This is a genomic window from Alcanivorax sp. DSM 26293 (assembly GCF_900107995.1).
Taxonomy (GTDB): domain Bacteria; phylum Pseudomonadota; class Gammaproteobacteria; order Pseudomonadales; family Alcanivoracaceae; genus Alcanivorax.
In genome coordinates, this window is record NZ_FNUM01000008.1 from 137,322 (window position 1) to 156,953 (window position 19,632).

The following is a 19,632-nucleotide window of genomic DNA, read 5'->3' on the forward strand; positions in this document are numbered from 1 at the left end:
GCTCGCATCGGAGTGCGGTCGCCGTTGACCACACAGATGGTTATCTCGCGCACAACGCAGTGGTTGTGCTTACCCTGTCTTAAGGCAAATGCTGTGCCAGTTTTTAAAAGACTGATTTTTCATGGGGTTAGCGATATCAGGCACAAACCGACTCCACATCAACGCCCGGTTTTCGCTCAGCAGGCACTGTTGTGAGTCAGGGCTTTCTCACCAAAATGCATCACGGTTTCGGTGCCGCTCATTGTCTTCGCCAAAAACCCCGCGTTTTGCCCTGCCCTGGTGAAAAAAGCACGCACTGCCTTCGACCAAGGCCGCATTTATCACTGCGATGAATAATGAACATCATTCGAATGATGAAGCCGAACACGGCACAGCCTGTTAGGCTGCGCGCTCCATTGCGGTGGTGGCACAGATCCACAATCGCTAAAGACATAGTAGGAGCCTGCCTGCAGGCGAATGGCACCAGCCCTGGCAGCAGACAAAACGGAATCGTGTTGATGAACACAGACAGAGATCACCTGCTCACCGCCATCGCCGGCGCCTTCAGTCTGGTGATTGCCCTGGGCATTGGCCGCTTCCTGTTCACCCCGGCCCTGCCCGACATGATCGCCGAGACCTCCCTCACCGCCATCAGCGGCGGCTACCTGGCGGCCATCAACTACGGCGGCTACCTGGCCGGTGCCATGCTCGCCATGGCAGTACCCGCCCACCGGGCCCGCACCGCGTTCTGGCTGGCCCTGTGGGCAAGTGTCATCACCAGCCTGCTCATGGGCCTGAGCACCACCTTCACCCCCTGGGCCATCAACCGCTTTCTGGCCGGGGTGGCCAGCGCCATCATCATGGTCAACGGTTCCGCCCTGGTGCTGGGCGCCATGCCCAATCATCTGCGTGCCCGGCTGGGCAATATTCACTATGCGGGCATCGGCCTGGGCATCAGCATCGCCGCCCTCACCGTTGCCCTTATAGAAAGCCTGCGCGGCAGCTACGCCACCATGTGGCTGGCCTGCGGCGCCCTGGCCCTGGTCCTGCTGCCACTGCTACGCCGTATCCCCGCCCTGCCCCACGCCAAACACAGCCAGCACGAACGGGCGCCGGTGAACCGCTCCGCCCTGGGCTTTCTGATCGCCAGCTATACCCTGGCCGGGTTCGGCTACATCACCAGCACCACCTACCTGCCGGTAATCGCCAAAGCCCAACTACCGGGCCTGGACAGTGCCGCCTTCTATACCTGGCTGGCCGTGGGCCTGGCCGCCGTGCCCGCCAACCTGCTGTGGGGCAAACTGGCCAGCCACACCAGCGAACGCAACGCGCTTATGGCCGCACTGGTGGTTCAGGCCCTGGGCGTCAGCGCCCCCGCCTGGTTACCGGGGCTCACCGGGCTGGTCGTCAGCGGCCTGCTGGTGGGCGGCACCTTCACCGCCGTGGTCGCCCTGAGCATGTACTGCGGCCGCCAGCTGGCCCCCCACGCCGCCAGCGCCGCCCTGGGAGCGCTAACGGCCTGCTATGGGGTCGGGCAGATACTGGGGCCGGTGGTGACAGCGCGGTTGCTGGAAAGTAGCGGGAGTTTTTCGCCCGGGTTGCTGGGGGCGGCGGCGGCGTTGATCGGGGCGGCGGTGTTGTTGGTGCCGTTGGGGAAGGTGCGGTTTTAGAGCCGGTTCACTGCCTGCTGGCGTACCAGCAACGGCATGGCCGCAAACAGCAGCAAAGAAAAGAGATAGGCCATACCAGATACCGGGTCGCGTCCGGCCAGATACTCGCCCAGGCTCTGTCCTTGAAACCGCATCACCGCCAATTCGGCACTGAGCATCATCAACAGGGCCGGCAGGCCAGTGCCCATACACTGCATCACCGTCACCAACTTAAATCGCTGCACCAGCCAGCGGGCCACCAGAAAACTGGCCAGCATCATAAAAGGCAATTCAACCAGCTCAGCCCAGCGCTCCCCAAGTCGCGGCACCAGAAAGGGAATGCGGATCATGGCCAGGGCAAAGCCTGTGGCGAAGATCAGGATAAAGTAGACGAGAGCAGGTTTTATCAGTCGCATTTGGAATACGGATTATGCTTTGCCTTACCGCCAGCGTAACGGGCCGGTTTGGAGCGTCAGCGGAAATCCGATCCCGTTGACGCACTTGTTCAAAGAGGCTATCACCTTCCGAGGATCTTGAGGATTTCCTCAAATCGGGCGCGAGAGCGTTGCAGGACTTCCTCGAAAGACCAAAGGTACAGCCCCGCTTTACTTTGCTTTTCTCTGACTGACAAAACTGAAGGATCGTATTCCCTTCCGATCACATATGTTTCAAAACTGATATTTGGTCGGTGGCGCGTTATCAAACCTTCGTATTCGAGGGCCTGAGTTATATGTTCCATCTTTATTTTTTCTTTTGGACGCTTAAACTCTATAATAACTGCATTACTTCCAGAATCCCTAGACCTACATATAAGGTCGGGTCTTAGTTCTTTGCGTTCTTCATATATCTTATCAATCTTCCCATCGAGCAATGTCTTTAGCGGCTTATCTGATGACCAAAGCTCAAGACCCTCTTGAATTAACCATAAATTTGATTCAACGAGTTTGTGAAGGTCTATTTCATAAGCCTTATCTGAAGCGACCAATTCTTCTAAACGCTCGATTATTTTTATTTGTGTATCTACTATCCCTGCCACGCTGTTTAATTGGGTAAGGCCCCACTGGCTTACAAGGTCAGCCAACCTTTCAGCTTCATGCATATCTGCCGAAGCTATCGCATGCATTAGTTCCTTCAAAACATTAGACTCGTAGTATCTTAAAACCCACTCCACCAATTTTGTGGCATCGTCATCTGAGGCTGTTTTAAGTTTTCTGATAAGCTCTTTAACGACTGCAGAAGCTGTGCTCCTTATGTGGGCAGGTAAAGCATCTAGCCGATCCTTTATCTCAGGCTGCTCCATCAGGATATCTGTTCGTTTCTTGGTTTCCTTTTCGTCGACACCTTGAATTACTTTTTTTATGAACTCTTTCGCCCAATCATTAAATCTCTTTACCAATTCTGAGTCTTCAAGAAAACCATCCCTCGAAGTCTTTATAAGATCGTGTCTCTCACCTGATTGTCCTTCAGGATCCAAAAATTCGGCATTAATCTCTCCGACAACTTTCTCTGCAGTAAAGAAACCGTGAGTTCGTGTATCTAGCCCAAACAATGACGGCTCTTGAACAATTCTTCCGCGGACTCTTACCGCTAACCCAGGATTATTTTGCCGTTTATTTGCAATCACATAAAAACCGGTTACTTGACCCACCCCTTCTACATCTTGCGAAAAATCACTACGCTCACCATGCACGTCTTCCGCTGTGCATTCGACGCCATTGACGGTAATTGTGAAATCTTTCGCGGCAGGCATCACCCTGTGAATATGGCGCCTAACCACATCTTCAGCGGGAAGCTGTAGGCCACTATGCAGTTGCAATAATTCTATGACGGTTCCGTTATCTTTCTTTGTATCAACAGTTGTAATATCAAATTCGTGAGTAGAAAGTTCAGATATGTCTTCAAGGTCACTCTTATCTATAGTAATCGTAAACTGTTTGCCGTCTTTTCTTGTGCTGAGCTTTATCCGGGATGCAATACCGAAACCGGCTAGTTTTCCTATGCCTTTGCTGCCGATGATAAGCCGACCGCCAGCGCTCCGATCTCCACCCTCTCTTCGATCACGCCCAATATGCAAAAACTTTTCTTTTAATTGTGTTGCATCCATGCCCGAGCCATCATCTTCAATGACAATTAGTGCATTTTCATCAATGACATCTGGGATTTCGATGGACACTTTTTTAGCATCTGCATCGTATGAATTCGCAACAAGCTCAGCTAGGCACTTTTGAACACTGTTATATGCAGATATACCCAAGTGATCCAAAATCCTTGGTGAAAAGGAAAATTTTGCTTTCTGCTTATCTGAACCCATTCTAATTTCCTATTGAAAAGCGTATTCAGTCGAACGATTCGACCTATCTTTTTTCGACATAATTCTTTTATGACTTTCGGGAGAAACACAGAAATTCGCAAGACCATCAGGTCTCTTATAGTAAAAACAATAACCCACCTCGTTTGACAAAACTCGAAGAAGCGGCCTATTTCCTGACTTCCCCCGATCTCACCCCGTACTGAAAACCACTCTATATCAACCGTTTAGCATTTTCTGTAAGCCATATCCTACAAAGATATGGCTCGTTCTTTTGAGCACGGCATATAGGGGATCACCGTTTGGAGAGGTATGGCCCAAAGGGTCTGAATAAACCACTGGGCCTGGTTTGCGAAGGTGTAGGGACTCGTGAAGGCACGGCAGTGACTTCAGCCCCTTCGCCTTGCGAGCAAGGCTCCAACGAGGGCTGGTGGGGGTTGAGGCGTTGAAGGGAGTGGGAGTAAGGAGCGGCTGGGGAGCCGCTGGACTCAGGGTGTGATGGTGAAGCGCATGACGCCGATGATCTGGTTGTCGGCGGTGCGCACTTCCACTCGCCAGCGGCCTTGTGAGGGCACCGGGATATGGCGTTTGTGGGACCAGGTGCGAAAGCCGGAGTCGCGGCCGCCGTAGAGTTTGAGGGGAATCCGGTCGATCTGCTCACCGTTCTGAAACCAGTAATGGTAAATCTCCTGTCCCAGGCCCAACGGCGCCTTGATGGCGGTGTAGGCATAGAGGCCGGCGGTGACTTCGTCGCTGGTGAAGCTTTGCCCGGTCACCAATGGCTGGCGTTGCTCGCGGTTGAAGGACAGGGCCATGGCGCGCTCTTCCAGGGACAGGGTCAGCGGTGGCACCAGGGGTGCCAGCCAGCGTGGCGCCAGGGCGATCACACAGGACACGGCCAGCAAACCCGCCCAGCGAAACCATTTTCGCGGCCCACCGAAGCGCCAGAAGCTGGGCAGCGCAAACAGGGCCGTGAGCCAGCCGGCCCAGGTGAGTGCGGAATCCGTGCTCCAGTGGAAGATCAGCGGCAGCAGTACCAGCAGGGCCACAAACAGTGCCCAGGCGTGGAAGCCGAAGTACAGGGCCCGGTGTCGTGCCAGCCAGAAGTAAAGCGGGTCGATGATGCTGACCAGGGCGGCACTGATCACCAGGGTGGTGAAGAAGATGTATTCCGCTCCACCGGACCATTGCAGCAGCACGAACGGCAGGCTGAAGAAGAAGGCTTCCTGGTGGACGGCCTGCAGCAGCAGTTTGAGCATGCCCTGGGACATACCCTCCATAGCGGTGCCGGCCAGGCGCCGTTGCCAAAGCCCTTCGGTGAGCAGGAGCAGCCAGCTCAGTACCAGAAAGCCGGTGAGCACCGCGGCCAGCCAGGGCTGGCGTTCCACCAGAAAGTAACTGGAAAGGCCCAGTGCAAAGCTGATCACCGCCCACAGGTGGCGGATCTGGTAGAGCTTGTCGGTCAGGGTTTGCAGGGCGGGTGGCAAGGGTGTCGCTCCGTTGAGGTTTGGCTGTTCGACGTACTATAGGCGTTGGGGTTCCCGGTGACTGTAGATCAGCGGGCCGTTGGTCGCCTATTGAGGTAAGAATCACGTTTTTGTGTATGAAGAAGGTAGTGGAGGGATCGGGTGTGCCTGATCGCCCTGCGGGCGATTTCCGCGCGAGCGCGGTTCGCACCTCGAGAGGAGCTCCTACAGGGTGGGTATAGAAAGGTTGGAGCAGCGCGGCCTGGGGCCGCGCGGGTTAGCCGGCGAAGTTGAGGAGGACGCCGGCGGCGACGGCGGAGCCGATGACGCCGGCTACGTTGGGGCCCATGGCGTGCATGAGCAGGAAGTTGTGGGGGTTGGCTTCCAGGCCCACCTTGTTGGCCACGCGGGCGGCCATGGGCACGGCGGAGACGCCAGCGGCGCCGATGATGGGGTTCACCGGGTGGTGGCTGAGGCGGTTGAGCAACTTGGCCATGAGCACGCCGGTGGCGGTGCCGATCATGAAGGCCACCAGGCCCAGCACCAGGATGCCCAGGGTTTCCATGACCAGGAACTGTTCGGCGCTGAGTTTTGCGCCCACCGCCAGGCCCAGCATGATGGTGACGATATTGATCAGCGCATTGCTGGTGGTGTCCACCAGACGGCTGACCACGCCGGATTCCTTCATCAGGTTACCCAGGCAGAACATGCCCAGCAGCGGCGCCGCATCGGGTAATACCAACGCCACCAGCACCAGCAGCAGAATGGGGAAGAGAATCTTTTCCGTCTGGCTCACCGGGCGCAGCTGCTCCATCTTGATGGTGCGTTCCTTGGCGGTGGTCAGGGCGCGAATGATGGGGGGCTGAATGATCGGCACCAGCGCCATATAGGAATAAGCCGCCACGGCAATGGCGCCGAGTAGTTCCGGGGCCAGCTTGGTGGTCACGTAAATGGAGGTGGGGCCATCCGCGCCGCCGATGATGCCGATGGCCGCCGCATCAGCCAGGGAGAATTCCATACCCAGGAAGTTCAGCGCCAGCGCCCCCAACAGGGCCGCAAAGATACCGAACTGGGCCGCGGCCCCCAGCAACAGGGTGCGCGGGTTGGCCAGCAGCGGGCCGAAGTCGGTCATGGCGCCTACGCCCATGAAGATCAGCAGCGGGAAGATGCCGGTCATCAGGCCCACGGTGTAGATCAGGTAGAGGATGCCGTCGCCGTAGTTGGCTTTTTGCGCCAGGTGGTGGAGTTGGTCCTGTACGGCCGGCCCGGCGCCTTCAGCGGCTTTATAGAGCGCTTCTCGCCCGGCATCCGCATCCATGCCCAGCACCTGGGCCATGCTGGCGAGCAGATCCTGGCTGCCGAAGTGCATGGCCTGGCTGATGGCGGATTCCGCCAGCCCGGCCACGGGGATGTTGGCCAGCAGGCCACCAAAGCCGATAGGCAATAACAGCAGCGGCTCGAATTTCTTGCTGATGGCCAGCCATAGCAGGCCGAGGCAGACCAGCAGCATGATCAGCTGGCCCCCGGACAGATGAAACAGGCCGGTGCTGTGCCAGAGCGTCTCCAGTTTATCCATGGGCAGGCTCCAGGCTAATCAGGGTCTGGCCGACCGTAACCGCATCACCCTCTTTCACCGCCATCTCGGTGACGATGCCCGCTTCCGGGCTGGACACGTCGGTTTCCATTTTCATGGCTTCCAGCACCATGATCTTCTGCCCTTCGGTGACCCGGTCACCGGGCTTCACCAGCACTTTGAAGATATTGCCCGCCAGGGGCGCCGGGATCGGTGTGCTCTGGGACGGGTTGTGGACCACCGGCGAGTTGGGCTGGCCAGCCCCTGCGCTTCCGCCCAGGGCCTTGATGCCGGTCACGTCGCCACCGTCACTGACTTTGACGGTGTATTCCCGACCCTCCACTTCCACGGTATAAACACCGTCGCTGTTGCCGGCCACAGGCAACGCCTTGCCGTCGGGTACCGGCTCGAACGCCGAGGGGTCGCCACGATGCTCCAGAAACCGCAGGCCGATTTGCGTAAACAGCGCATAGGTAAGCACATCATCGATGCGGCGCTTGCCGTCCGCCAGTTGCAGCCCTTTCTCGCTGGCCAGGGTTTCCACTTCACGGATCAGGCTGTCCATTTCGTCATCGATCAGGTCGGCGGGGCGGCAGGTAACAGGCTCATCACCGTCCAGGGCACGGGCCTGCAATTCCGGATTGAAGGCTGCCGGCGCCGCGCCGTATTCGCCGCGCAGTACGCCACGGGTTTCCTTGCTCAGTGCCTTGTAGCGCTCACCCGATAGCACATTGAGCACTGCCTGGGTGCCAACGATCTGGGAGGTGGGCGTGACCAGGGGAATAAAGCCCAGGTCTTCGCGCACGGCGGGAATTTCCTGCAGCACTTCGTCGAAGCGGTCGGTGGCGCCCTGCTCTTTCAGCTGGCTTTCCATATTGGTGAGCATGCCACCGGGCACCTGGGCCACCAGGATGCGCGCATCCACACCGCGCAGGCTGCCCTCGAATTTCGCGTACTTCTTGCGCACTTCACGGAAGTAGCCAGCGATACGATTGAGTTTTTTCAAATCCAGGCCGGTGTCACGGTCTGTGCCTTCCAGCATGGCCACCACGGACTCGGTGGGGCTGTGGCCGTAGGTCATGGACATGGACGAGATGGCGGTGTCCACATTATCAATGCCGGCCTCGGCCGCTTTCAGTGCAGTCGCAGTGGACAGCCCGGTGGTGGCATGGCACTGCATGTGCACCGGAATGGACAGCGTCTGCTTGAGGCGGCTGACCAGCTCAAAGGCCACATTGGGGCGCAGCAGGCCGGCCATGTCCTTGATGGCCACGGAGTGGGCGCCCATCTGTTCGATCACCTTGCCCTGCTCTACCCACATATCCAGGGTATGCACCGGGCTGACGGTGTAGGCGATGGTGCCCTGTGCATGTTTTCCCTGCTTGATGACGGCGGCGATGGCGCGCTCGATGTTGCGCATGTCGTTCATGGCATCGAACACCCGGAACACGTCCACGCCGTTTTCGGCGGCGCGTTCCACAAAGGCGTCGACCACATCGTCGGCGTAGTGGCGGTAGCCCAGCAGGTTCTGTCCGCGCAGCAACATCTGTTGCGGCGTGTTGGGCATGGCCTTTTTCAGCTCGCGGATACGCTCCCAGGGGTCTTCGCCCAGATAACGGATGCAGGCATCAAAGGTGGCGCCGCCCCAGGATTCCAGGGACCAGAATCCAATGTCGTCCAGTTCTGCGGCAATGGGCAGCATGTCGTCCAGACGCATGCGTGTGGCGAAGAGGGACTGATGCGCGTCGCGCAGCACCACATCGGTGATGCCCAGAGGCTTGAGATCACTCATGGAAAAATTCCGGTTATTGCTGGGACTGCCGGTGCTGACGCACCGCCTTTTCAATGGCCTTGATCAACGCGGGGGACGGCATGTCTCCGGCGGGTGCTGCGGTGGTTGTCGCGGCGGGACTCACGGCTGGCGCTTGCCCGAAGCGTTTTACCAGTGCGGACATCAGGGATGTCACGGCCACGAGAATAATCAGAAAGGTAAAGACTACGCCCATGCCGACCAGCATGAGCTCCAGGCCCTGGGCCATCAGTGTGTTCATGGAACACTCCTTTACGGTTCCGGTGGCGGTTTGCATTACCGCGGGCGAGAGCGGGCCAGCCCGCCGTGTCAGCAGGCGCCCGGAAGGCTCCCGGGTGGTATTCGGGATATTTCCGATTATCTCTCGTCGATTTCTGGGAATGTAGAGGGATTGTCGACAATCTGCAATGAGGCTTGAGTACAACAAGGGTGATCAATTTGATCAATTCATGCGGGTCAGCGGGCCAGGCCGCCGGCTTCATACCTTGAGGCGTGTTTATTTTTTCTGGCTGAAACGAAAAAGGGCCCGCTGATTAGCGGGCCCTTTTAGGGATATGGCGCACCGGGGAGGATTCGAACCCCCGACCTACTGGTTCGTAGCCAGTTGCTCTATCCAACTGAGCTACCGGTGCATGTCTCGTTGCTGTATCGCCCCGAGAGGCTGCGCATTATTCCGAAAGCCCTGCTGGGAGTCAAGCGCCAGTCGCTTAAAACTTCAGCAATCAGTCTTCTGCGGTTTCCATTTGTTTTTGCAGGTAATTTTCGATGCCCACCAGGTTGATCAGGCTGAGCTGGGTTTCCAGCCAATCGATGTGCTCTTCCTCGGATTCCAGGATGTCCTTGAGCAGGTTACGGCTGATGTAATCCTGAATGGATTCGCAGTAGGCGATGCCTTCGCGGAGGTCCGGTACCGCCATCTTTTCCAGCTTGAGGTCGCACTCGAGCATCTCTTTGGTGTTTTCACCAATCATCAGCTTGCCCAGGTCCTGCAGGTTGGGGATGCCTTCCAGAAAGAGAATACGCTCTACCAGCCAGTCCGCGTGTTTCATTTCATCGATGGACTCGTGGTATTCCTTTTCATACAGCGCCTGGAGGCCCCAGTCCTTGTACATTTTGGCATGCAGGAAGTACTGGTTGATGGCCACGAGCTCGTTGCCGAGTGCCCGGTTCAGGTACTCAATCGCCTTGGCGTCGCCTTTCATGGGGTTGTCTCCGTCCGATGAACTTGTGTCTAAACTTGGGTTAACCCCCATTGTTCAGCAAGCAGATGACAGAGACAAGGCAGGAATGCAAAAAAGCGCTTGCAATACAAGCGCTTATGTAAATGAGAACGATTAGTTATGCGGTTTGGGGCCAGTAGACCACCACACCATCAGAGGAAGGGTGCGAGAAGGAGGGTGCCTCGTCTGCGCTACGGGCTTCACGCATCACTTGGCGGGCATGACGGGCACATTTACCACACTGACTTCCAACCCCAAGTTCCCGACGAAGATCACGCAGGCTGTCGCAGCCGTTGCCGACCGCTTCCCGTATATGGTTGTCAGTAATGCCCTTACAAATGCATACGTACATAAGAATGCCATCCCTCAATCTCTAGTGGGCATGCTAACCCTAACGCGAATCATTATCAACTGCTTTCAGATAAGGAATCATTGGCCTGCCAGCACTTCGTCGTGGTCAGGCCGGTCATTGGGCATTTTTTTGCTTAGCCTCTCCCCTCTTAAGGGGACACACCGTAGAGATCAACGGGAGTGGCCCGAGGAGACCTGATTGGGGCTGCCCGGGACAGGCATAAGGAAGGCTGGCGGTGACTCAGGACAAGGAGCCAGGGGGAGCCCCCTGACCGCCACCGATTGCGTAGGGTGCACTGAGCCTAAGGCGAACTGCACCCTACGGATTGGAAAGACCCTGGTATTTCGACAAAAAAAGCCCCGCGATGGCGGGGCTTTTTTCAGAAAGTCCGGATCAGGGGATCAGGACGATTTCTTGGCCGCTGGACGCTTGCTGGCCGCTTTCTTGCGGGCCGGTGTCTTGCGAGCGGCCGCTTTTTTGGCAGCGGGCTTGCGCTTGGCTGCGGTTTTCTTGGCAGGCGCCTTACGGGTGGCAGCTTTCTTGGCAGGAGCCTTGCGGGTAGCCGCCTTTTTACGCGTGGTGGTTTTTTTCTTTACCGCGCGCTTGGCTTTGGCTGCTGCTTTCTTGGCAGCGGCCTTCGCTTTCTGCTCGGCTTTTTTCTGCTCAGCTTTGGCTTTCTTCGCCAGTTTGCGCTCGTGTTCGCGCAACTTGGTCTTCAGATTGCGCTCAGCGGTACGGAGCTTTTTCACCTCACGGGTGACCACTTTCTTGGACGCCTGGATTTCAGCACGAATCAGCTTGGCTTCACCACGCAGATCCTGCAGTTTCAAACGAGCGGTATTCATGCGACCACGTGCTGTATCCACTGCACGCTTGGCGGCAGCGGTGGAAGACGCCTTCGCCTTATCGCGCTTGGCAGCAAGGTCAGCGCGCATTTTCGACAGCTTGCCATTTTCGGTATCGATCTTGGCGCGGTGCTTGTCCAGTTTGGTCTGTGTCTGTTCAGCTTTTTTCTGCGCCTGGTCCACGGCTTTCTGCTGCAGCTTCACCTTGGATTCGGCATTAGTGACGGACTTCGGCAGAGCCGGTGCCTTGGCAGCGGTTGCCTTCTTTGCTGCGGGCTTACGCGCCGCAGTTTTTTTAGCGGCGGCTTTCTTTGCTCGAGCCATGATTGATCTCCTAAGCTATGGCGTTGTCATCAGTACTGCGACAATTCGAAAAATAGCATAAAAAAAAATCAGTTGGTACATTATTTGACCAATTCGTTTTTGTTTTTTTCATTTACCGCTTTTCGTATTTGCTGACATCGCTTTTTTGATTCCTTTTCTGTTTCTTAAAAAACATTTTCCGGCCCTCCTCAGTCAGCCGGACAGGCACATCTGAAAAGCCGTCAGGAATATTTTCTGCACTTTTGGGCCGTTTTATTAAATAAAATCGCGATGGAGATCATTCAATGCACCATGGCAACATCATCGATCGGCACAGGGTGTTGGCACAAAGATGTACGGCAACGGTGACATTGCGAAACAGGGAAAAGAAAAAAACGCCCCTGCCCTGCTATCCCGTCAGGGTGTGGCTCGCAGGCCCGGGAGCAGCCGACTGGCCGAGTCCTTGTGTAGAAAGGTTACATTTTCGATTGCTGCTGAAAATTCGCCGAAAAGAGAATGCACGATCATGGGCAGCAACCCGTGGACAATGGCAGTGCACGGAACGCTATCAGGCTTGCCTTTTTACACAGGGGCCAGGAAACATCCCGGCTCAAGATTATGGCGCCCCCAGCAAGATGTCGTTTAGGCAGGCGACAGGGGCGTAATCGCAGTGCAGCGCACAACCGTCGATGACATGACAAAAGGAGATGAGAGAGGGAGAGGAATAACCCTCATGGCTGAGCCACCCTGAAGCCACTGCGCTCAAGCGCTGGCTTTTCTGACTCGCGCAATCGCGCCATGAGTATGCAATTTTTTCTGTTGTGACCACTCGGTAAGAAACCTGCCGACCGGCGTGGCATCTTTTCGGGACGCATTCGCGGACATGGCAAAGGTTTCCGGGAGGAGCCTCCCGGCGTACCGGCGAGAGCCCGTGGAGCCTCCGCCAACAAAAAAGGGAAGCCCGCAGGCTTCCCTTTTTCAGTCTGACACCTTCAAGCAAGGATCAGTCTTGCAGAGCGTCCAGCACTCGGCTGCGGATATCATCCACGGAGCCAACACCGGCCACACGCACGTAGCGGGGCGCCTTGGCATCGTCTTTCTTGGCCAGATCCTGGTAGAAGTCCACCAGCGGACGGGTTTGAGACTGATACACTTCCAGACGCTTGCGGACGGTTTCTTCCTTGTCGTCATCACGCTGAACCAGTTCTTCACCGGTTTCATCGTCCTTGTCGTCTTCCTTCGGCGGGTTGTATTTGATGTGGTAAACCCGTCCGGAGGAAGGATGAACGCGACGACCGCTCAGGCGTTCAATGATTTCCTCATCGTCCACATCGATTTCGACCACGAAGTCGATATCCACGCCCTGCTCCACCAGCGCTTGCGCCTGGGGAATAGTGCGCGGGAAACCATCAAACAGAAAACCGTTGGCACAGTCGTCTTCGCTGATGCGCTCTTTGACCAGGCCCAGAATGATGTCATCGGACACCAGACCACCGGCATCCATCACTTTCTTGGCTTCCAAACCCAGGGGAGTGCCTGCTTTAACAGCAGCGCGCAGCATGTCACCAGTGGAAATCTGAGGAATATTGAACTGTTCCTTGATGAACTGCGCCTGGGTGCCCTTGCCCGCACCGGGGGCACCAAGCAGGATGACACGCATAGGATTCTCCATCGTTCTGTGGTCGAAAAGGCTCCAATGCGCCAAAAGAAACGTTCTGTCACAAGGGAGCCAGGCAAGCGCTCCAATCAAGGCGATAAGGCACAGAACCGGATAACGGGTTCGGGCTTTTTAACGCCAGGCGGGCACTTTGACGACACGAATTTGTTGCAGAACCTTCCGTTTGGCCCATTCAGGGGCCTCCGAAGGGGTGCAACTTTACCCTGAGGCCCCGTTCTTCACAAGTGATTGGAGGGTGCTACCTTGGTAGCACCCCTTTGAAAGGACGGGCTCAGGGGCGCTCGAGAACCAGCGTGGCCGGACTCTTCTGGGGTAGTTCAAGGGGTTTGACCGGAGCCATGATGGCAGCCTGATCCACGCCGCCGCCCGGCGCCGGGGTGTAACGGGCGCCTATGACCAGCGCCGCCGAGTCATCCGGATATCGTTGCAGCCAGTCCCGGGCCGACAGCGACACGGTGGCCGGGAAATGGGGAACCACCTGGCGGCGGGCCGCCAGCGGCTGGCCACTGCTGCCGGCCTCACGAAGATAGACAAAGACGGTGCCGCCTGCGGGCAGATCGTCCGCCTCGACCACCGCCTGAATCCCGGCAAACTTTTCCTGACGTGACTTTTGCTGGCGGGCATTTTCCAGACCGCGTCGCAACAGATCACCGGTTTCACCCTCACTGTGGCGGGACAAAAGCGCTTGCCAGCCCTGCTCGGCCAGGTCATAGCGCCCGGCCCGATCCGCAGACATGGCCAGCATCATCCAGGCACCGTCATGGGCAGGTTCCCGGTCCAGCACCCAACGCAGCTCTGCCAGGGCCGGGTCCGTCAGTTTGCCACCGGCTTTCTGAATCAGCGCCCTGGCCAGCAGCAAGTGCATGGCGGGCTCCTGCGGACTCATGGCCAACGCCTTGCGGGCCGCTTCCTCACTCTGCTCCGGGGCGCCGAGTTGATCGTACAGCGAGCCCAGCGCATACCAGCCCATGGCAGACGGCTCTTTTACCAACTCTGCCTGCAGGACTCGCACCAGGGCGCCCACTGGCACCTCCGAGGCGGCACGCTCCGGAGACTCACCGGCGATAATGGCGCGGGCCACGTCGCGGTATTCCTGTTGGTCGGCAAGCCAGTCATTGGTGTGTTCGTTATAACCAATCAGGCCGTACCCGAGAGCCGCCAACAGCACCACGACCAGAGGGATACCAATGGCTCCACGCATTACCTTGCCCGCCTTGCGGGCTTCGCGTTGCCACAGCAGCCATATCAGGGCGCCGAGGGCGACCAGCAGGACCACCGAAATCACTATCCACACCATTAACGGTCTCCCCGCTGATTCATGTCGCTTTCCTCACCGCCCTCATCACTGTCATCCACCCGGGCACTGGCCCGGCGCAACAACAGCACGATGATCACTGCACCACTGCCCAGTAGCAGCAATGGCGCCAGCCAGAGAATGGAGGTGGTCGGCGTTACCGGGGGGCGGTAGCTGACAAAATTGCCGTAGCGGGCCACAAAATAGTCGACGATCTCGTCGTTGCTTTTGCCTTCCTTGATCATGATCTCGACCCGGGCGCGCATATCCTGGGCAATGCCGGCATCGGAATCAGCAAGGCTCTGGTTCTGGCATTTGGGGCAACGCAATTCATCCAGCAAAACCCGAAACCGCTGTTCCTGTTCCGGGGTTTCGAATTGATAGATATCGGTGGCGGCCATGGCCGACAGGGAAATGCCAAGCAGAAAAACAATTCGCAGCATCCGTGTCATGCTTCCCCCCCCGGTTGGTTCTGTTCCAGCAAGGGCACAAATTTTTCCTTCCAGACACGGGCATTCAGGTCACCGGCGTGGCGCAGCACAATCTCGCCGTCCGGATTGATCAGGAAAGTTTCCGGTGCGCCGTAAACGCCCAGATCCAGACCCAACTGCCCATCCGCATCCACAATCACATGGGTGAAGGGGTTACCGTGCTCCGCCAGATACTGACGGGCCGGATCACTCTCGTCCTTGTAGTTCAACCCGGCAATGGCAACGCCCCGGGCGGCCAGTTCCAGCAAGAAAGGATGTTCTATATAGCAGGTGGGGCACCAGGTGGCCCACACGTTGAGCAACTGCCAACGCCCCTTGAGAGAGTCCTGCGTCAGGGTCTCGTCGGTCATCAGCGACGGCAGGCTGAAACTCGGTACCGGTTTGCCCACCAGTGCCGAGGGCAATTCCTGCGGGTCACGCCCCAGGCCGCTGGCCAACAACACCGCCAGCAACACGAAGCCGACCAGCGGCAGGAATACCCAGGGAGAATTAGCTTTCATTGGTCGCTTCCTTTTCCCCGTTGGCAAAACGCAAGCGCCGGTAGCGTTTATCCGACAGCGCCAGCACACCACCAAACGCCATGATCAGTGAACCCAGCCATATCCAGCGGATACCCGGTTTGAAATAAATCCGCACCGCCCAGGCATTGCCATCATCCAGGGGCTCGCCCATGGCCACATAAAGGTCACGCCAGAAACCCGCATCAATGGCAGCTTCGGTCATGATCTGGCCGCTGGCGTGATAGGTTCTTTTTTCCGGGTGCAGAATCACCACGGGCTCACCCTGGTAGGAAACCTGGAAATGGCCACGGGTGGAATCAAAGTTGGGCCCCTGATAGTTGTCCAGGCTATCAAAGACAAAATCGTATTCGCCGATACTGGCCCGGTCTCCGGGCCCCATGCGGATATCTCTCTCCACTTCATGGAAACTCACCAGGGTGATGCCAGCCACCATCACCGCCAGTCCGCAGTGCGCCGACACCATGCCCCAGTAAGCCCGTCCCAGTTTGCGCAGGCCGGTAAAGAATCCCTGACCATAGGCCCTGGCACGACGCACCACATCATCCACGTGGGCAAACACCAGATACAACGCCAGCATGATCGCCAGGACACCTTGCCAGGGAGATGGCTCCGGCAAGCGGGAGCCGAACCAGCCGGCAATCACCGCTGCCGGTGCCAGCATGGCCATCCGCTTGACCAGCACGCGGCCATCCTGACGCTTCCAGTTACTGAATACACCCGGGACCATGAGCACAATCAACGCCATGGTCAGCGGCACAAAGAATCCATTGAAATAGGGGCTTCGAATGGAAATTTTCAGATCCAGGGCCTCAAAGAACAACGGCGCAATGGTTCCCACCAGCACCACAAAGGTGGCGGTCAGCAGGATCAGGTTGTTGCCCAGCAAAAAGGCTTCCCGGGACACCGGCTTGAAGCCCTTGTTGTTTGTCAGGGTGGAAGAGCGGACCGCAAACAGCGTCAGTGCACCACCGGCGACCACGATCAGGAATCCCAGGATGAACGCGCCCCTCTCGGGGTCGTTAGCAAAGGCATGGACGGATGTGAGCACACCGGAACGCACCAGGAAGGTGCCCAGCAGGCTCAGGGAAAAGGCAATGATCGCCAACAGCACCGTCCAGGCCCGGAACAGGTTACGTTTTTCCGTCACGGCCAGGGAGTGGATCAGGGCGGTCCCGGCCAGCCAGGGCAGCAGGGAGGCATTCTCCACCGGGTCCCAGAACCACCAGCCACCCCAGCCCAGCTCGTAATAGGCCCACCAGGAACCCAACGCGATGCCGACAGTGAGAAAACTCCAGGCCACGGTGGTCCACGGCCGGGCCCAGCGCGCCCAGGCCGGATCCAGATTCCCGGCCAGCAAGCCGGCCACGGCGAAAGCGAAAGCCACGGAAAAACCCACATAGCCCATATAAAGCATGGGCGGATGAATAATCAGCCCCGGATCCTGCAGCAGTGGGTTCAGGTCTGCCCCGTCCAGCGGGAACCAGGGCAGCACGCGGTCAAACGGATTGGACGTGAGCAGCATGAACAACAGGAAGCCCACCGAGATCATGCCCATGACAGACAAGACACGGGCCACCATGGCCAGCGGCACGCTGCGACTGAGCACCCCCACCATGGCCGCCCAGCCGCCCAGCATCCAGCCCCACAGCAGCAGCGAGCCCTCATGCCCGCCCCAGATAGCGGACAGCCGGTAGGCCACGGGCAAGGCGGAATTGCTGTGATTGGCCACGTAGGCCACGGAAAAGTCGTTAATGAAGAAGCTATAGCCCAGGCAGACCATGGAAAGGGTCAGGGCCAGCCATTGCACCCAGGCAAGAGGCCGGGCGTACCATTGCAGGGCGAGGATATTGCGCTGCACTCCCACCAACGGGAATACCGATAAACACAGGGCTGCAGCCAGTGCCAACCACAGGGATAGATGCCCGATTTCTGCCGCCACGAGAGCTCCTCAATCCGCTTTTTTACTGTCCGATGCCTGTCAAACCGCCATTACGCGCGGTCCGGCGCGCATAGCATCGGTACATGGTCCGGCAATTGCAAGTCCGTGGCGTGGGGGGAGCCGTTGAACAGCGCGAGGCGATTTTCACTGGCTCCCGAGCCGCAATTGACTCATGGGTATCATAGACAGGCGTCTTTATTGTCCGTTCATCGGTCATTTTCGGTAAAGCCATCCTTTCGACATATTTTGAGACGCTTGCTATTCGTATGCTTTCACTTGGCTTTGCTAGTATGCGTTCGATCATGACACCGTGTCATATCGGTGAAGATAAAACGTCATAAATCATCCATATACTCGGAATGCGCCATCAGGCCTTCACGGAGTAAGACTTTGAGCACTACAACAGAACAGAAATCCTCCTACGATCGCGAGGATCTGCTTGCCTGCGCACACGGCGAGCTTTTCGGGCCCGGCAATGCCCGTCTGCCCTTGCCCAACATGCTGATGATGGATCGTATCACCCACATCAGTGATGAAGGCGGCAAGTACGGCAAAGGCGAAATTATTGCCGAGCTGGATATTCGCCCGGACCTGTGGTTTTTCGAATGCCACTTTGAGAGCGACCCGGTGATGCCCGGTTGCCTGGGCCTGGATGCCACCTGGCAGTTACTGGGCTTTCTGCTTGGCTGGCTGGGCCACCCGGGACGTGGCCGGGCCCTGGGCGTGGGCAATGTGAAATTTTCCGGGCAGATTCTGCCCACCGCCAAGAAAGTCACTTACAAGCTGGACGTGAAACGGGTGATTTCCCGCAAGCTGATTCTGGGCATCGCCGATGCCACCGTCAGCGTGGACGGCAAGGAGATCTATCTTGCCGAAGACCTGCGCGTGGGCCTGTTCACTTCCACCGACGGATTTTAGGAGTCAATCATGCGCCGCGTAGTCATCACAGGAATGGGCATTGTCTCCTGCCTGGGCAACGATACCGACAGCGTCACCCGGTCCTTGCGCGAGGGCCGTTCCGGCATTCGCTTCAAGGAAGACTACAAAGAGCTCGGTATGCGCAGCCATGTTGCCGGCACGCCGGAGATCGCGCTGGACGACTTCATTGACCGCAAACCCCGCCGTTTCATGGGGGATGCCGCTGCCTACGCCTACATCGCCATGCAACAGGCCATCGCCGATGCCGGTCTGGAAGAGCACCAGGTCAGCAACGAGCGAACCGGCCTGATCGCCGGCTCCGGTGGCCACTCGTCCTTTAACCAGGTTGAAGCGGCGGATATCGCCCGCAACCGTGGCGTCAAACGTGTGGGGCCTTACATGGTTCCCCGGGTGATGGCGTCCACCGTCTCGGCCTGCCTGGCCACCCCGTTCAAGATCAAGGGGATCAACTACTCCATTGCCTCCGCCTGCGCCACCAGCGCGCATTGTATTGGCAACGCAGTGGAACAGATCCAGCTGGGCAAACAGGATGTGGTGTTCGCCGGCGGCGGCGAAGAAGAACACTGGACGCTGAGCTGCCTGTTTGACGGCATGGGCGCCCTGTCCAGCAAGTACAACGACACCCCGGAAACGGCTTCCCGGGCCTACGATGCCAGCCGTGACGGCTTTGTCATCGCCGGCGGTGGCGGCATGGTGGTCGTGGAGGAGCTGGAGCACGCCAAAGCCCGCGGCGCAACCATCTACGCGGAAGTGATTGGCTACGGCGCCACCAGCGACGGCCATGACATGGTTGCCCCCAATGGCGAAGGCGCCGCCCGCTGCATGCGCCAGGCCCTGGCCACCGTGGAGGGGCAGGTGGATTACATTAATGCCCACGGCACCAGTACCCCGGTGGGGGATGTGGCCGAGCTGAAAGCCATCAGTGAGGTCTTTGCCGATAACTGTCCGTCCATCGGCTCAACCAAGAGCCTGTCCGGCCACAGCCTCGGCGCGGCGGGTGTCCACGAAGCCATCTACAGCCTGCTGATGATGCAGCACAACTTCACCGCCCTGAGCGCCAATATCGAGACGCTGGACGAGAAAGCGGAAGGCTTGCCGATTCTTGTGCAAGGCAAGGACACAGGCCCAACCACTGTACTCAGCAACAGCTTCGGTTTTGGTGGCACCAATGCCAGTCTGGTACTGCGCAAATGGGAAGGCTGAGGAAAAAGCAGTTAACAGTTAATAGTGAATAGTTAACAGCTCAAAAAAGCCCGGCATTGCCG

At 57.8% G+C, this 19,632-nt stretch carries 17 protein-coding genes and 1 tRNA gene; 3 read left to right on the plus strand and 15 right to left on the minus strand.

Annotation, left to right across the window (positions count from 1 at the left end; all coding sequences use genetic code 11):
- The first annotated feature begins 497 nt into the window (after nucleotides 1-497).
- Nucleotides 498-1,649, plus strand: a complete 1,152-nt coding sequence (locus C4S63_RS14345; RefSeq protein ID WP_235000032.1) for a YbfB/YjiJ family MFS transporter — start codon at nucleotides 498-500, stop codon at nucleotides 1,647-1,649.
- Here C4S63_RS14345 and C4S63_RS14350 read toward each other — a convergent pair.
- The 15 genes from C4S63_RS14350 to C4S63_RS14420 form a co-directional block, all read right to left on the minus strand.
- Nucleotides 1,646-2,044, minus strand: a complete 399-nt coding sequence (locus C4S63_RS14350; protein WP_103917996.1) for a hypothetical protein — start codon at nucleotides 2,042-2,044, stop codon at nucleotides 1,646-1,648. The two genes, C4S63_RS14345 and C4S63_RS14350, sit on opposite strands and share 4 nt — an antisense overlap.
- 101 nt (nucleotides 2,045-2,145) lie before the next feature.
- Nucleotides 2,146-3,939, minus strand: a complete 1,794-nt coding sequence (locus C4S63_RS14355; RefSeq protein WP_103917997.1) for an ATP-binding protein — start codon at nucleotides 3,937-3,939, stop codon at nucleotides 2,146-2,148.
- Nucleotides 3,940-4,424: 485 nt separating this feature from the next.
- Nucleotides 4,425-5,423, minus strand: coding sequence for a DUF5924 family protein (locus C4S63_RS14360; RefSeq protein WP_103917998.1), 999 nt, complete (start codon nucleotides 5,421-5,423; stop codon nucleotides 4,425-4,427).
- A gap of 256 nt (nucleotides 5,424-5,679) precedes the next feature.
- Complete coding sequence (locus C4S63_RS14365) at nucleotides 5,680-6,978, minus strand: sodium ion-translocating decarboxylase subunit beta (RefSeq protein ID WP_103917999.1); 1,299 nt, start codon at nucleotides 6,976-6,978, stop codon at nucleotides 5,680-5,682.
- A complete protein-coding gene (gene oadA, locus C4S63_RS14370) occupies nucleotides 6,971-8,767 on the minus strand; it encodes a sodium-extruding oxaloacetate decarboxylase subunit alpha (protein ID WP_103918000.1) in 1,797 nt (598 codons plus the stop codon). Before oadA ends, C4S63_RS14365 begins: the two co-directional genes overlap by 8 nt.
- Nucleotides 8,768-8,780: 13 nt before the next feature.
- Complete coding sequence (locus C4S63_RS14375; RefSeq protein ID WP_103918001.1) at nucleotides 8,781-9,026, minus strand: OadG family protein; 246 nt, start codon at nucleotides 9,024-9,026, stop codon at nucleotides 8,781-8,783.
- Nucleotides 9,027-9,340: 314 nt separating this feature from the next.
- Nucleotides 9,341-9,417: transfer RNA gene (locus C4S63_RS14380), tRNA-Arg, on the minus strand.
- A 90-nt stretch (nucleotides 9,418-9,507) separates the two neighbouring features.
- Nucleotides 9,508-9,987: a bacterioferritin gene (gene bfr / locus C4S63_RS14385; RefSeq protein WP_062817846.1), complete on the minus strand. Its 480-nt coding sequence runs from the start codon at nucleotides 9,985-9,987 to the stop codon at nucleotides 9,508-9,510.
- A gap of 136 nt (nucleotides 9,988-10,123) precedes the next feature.
- Nucleotides 10,124-10,357: a bacterioferritin-associated ferredoxin gene (locus tag C4S63_RS14390; protein WP_082844720.1), complete on the minus strand. Its 234-nt coding sequence runs from the start codon at nucleotides 10,355-10,357 to the stop codon at nucleotides 10,124-10,126.
- A 401-nt stretch (nucleotides 10,358-10,758) separates the two neighbouring features.
- Nucleotides 10,759-11,526: a hypothetical protein gene (locus C4S63_RS14395; RefSeq protein ID WP_062817847.1), complete on the minus strand. Its 768-nt coding sequence runs from the start codon at nucleotides 11,524-11,526 to the stop codon at nucleotides 10,759-10,761.
- Nucleotides 11,527-12,508: 982 nt separating this feature from the next.
- Nucleotides 12,509-13,165 carry an adenylate kinase gene (gene adk, locus C4S63_RS14400; RefSeq protein WP_062817848.1) on the minus strand — a complete coding sequence of 219 codons (657 nt, stop codon included), beginning with the start codon at nucleotides 13,163-13,165 and terminating at the stop codon, nucleotides 12,509-12,511.
- Between the two features lie 289 nt (nucleotides 13,166-13,454).
- Complete coding sequence (locus C4S63_RS14405; RefSeq protein ID WP_063508853.1) at nucleotides 13,455-14,480, minus strand: tetratricopeptide repeat protein; 1,026 nt, start codon at nucleotides 14,478-14,480, stop codon at nucleotides 13,455-13,457.
- Nucleotides 14,480-14,929 (minus strand): cytochrome c-type biogenesis protein, encoded by a 450-nt coding sequence (locus C4S63_RS14410; RefSeq protein WP_235000033.1) that lies wholly within the window; start codon nucleotides 14,927-14,929, stop codon nucleotides 14,480-14,482. The genes C4S63_RS14405 and C4S63_RS14410 overlap by 1 nt, the downstream gene beginning before the upstream one ends.
- On the minus strand, nucleotides 14,926-15,468 hold the full coding sequence (locus C4S63_RS14415; RefSeq protein WP_062817851.1) for a DsbE family thiol:disulfide interchange protein: 543 nt from the start codon (nucleotides 15,466-15,468) through the stop codon (nucleotides 14,926-14,928). The genes C4S63_RS14410 and C4S63_RS14415 overlap by 4 nt, the downstream gene beginning before the upstream one ends.
- Nucleotides 15,458-17,428, minus strand: a complete 1,971-nt coding sequence (locus C4S63_RS14420; RefSeq protein WP_103918003.1) for a heme lyase CcmF/NrfE family subunit — start codon at nucleotides 17,426-17,428, stop codon at nucleotides 15,458-15,460. Before C4S63_RS14420 ends, C4S63_RS14415 begins: the two co-directional genes overlap by 11 nt.
- A gap of 390 nt (nucleotides 17,429-17,818) precedes the next feature.
- Here C4S63_RS14420 and fabA point away from each other — a divergent pair, with 390 nt between their 5' ends.
- Nucleotides 17,819-18,346, plus strand: a complete 528-nt coding sequence (gene fabA, locus C4S63_RS14425; RefSeq protein ID WP_062817853.1) for a 3-hydroxyacyl-[acyl-carrier-protein] dehydratase FabA — start codon at nucleotides 17,819-17,821, stop codon at nucleotides 18,344-18,346.
- A 9-nt stretch (nucleotides 18,347-18,355) separates the two neighbouring features.
- Nucleotides 18,356-19,570 carry a beta-ketoacyl-ACP synthase I gene (gene fabB, locus C4S63_RS14430; protein WP_062817854.1) on the plus strand — a complete coding sequence of 405 codons (1,215 nt, stop codon included), beginning with the start codon at nucleotides 18,356-18,358 and terminating at the stop codon, nucleotides 19,568-19,570.
- Nucleotides 19,571-19,632 lie beyond the last annotated feature (62 nt).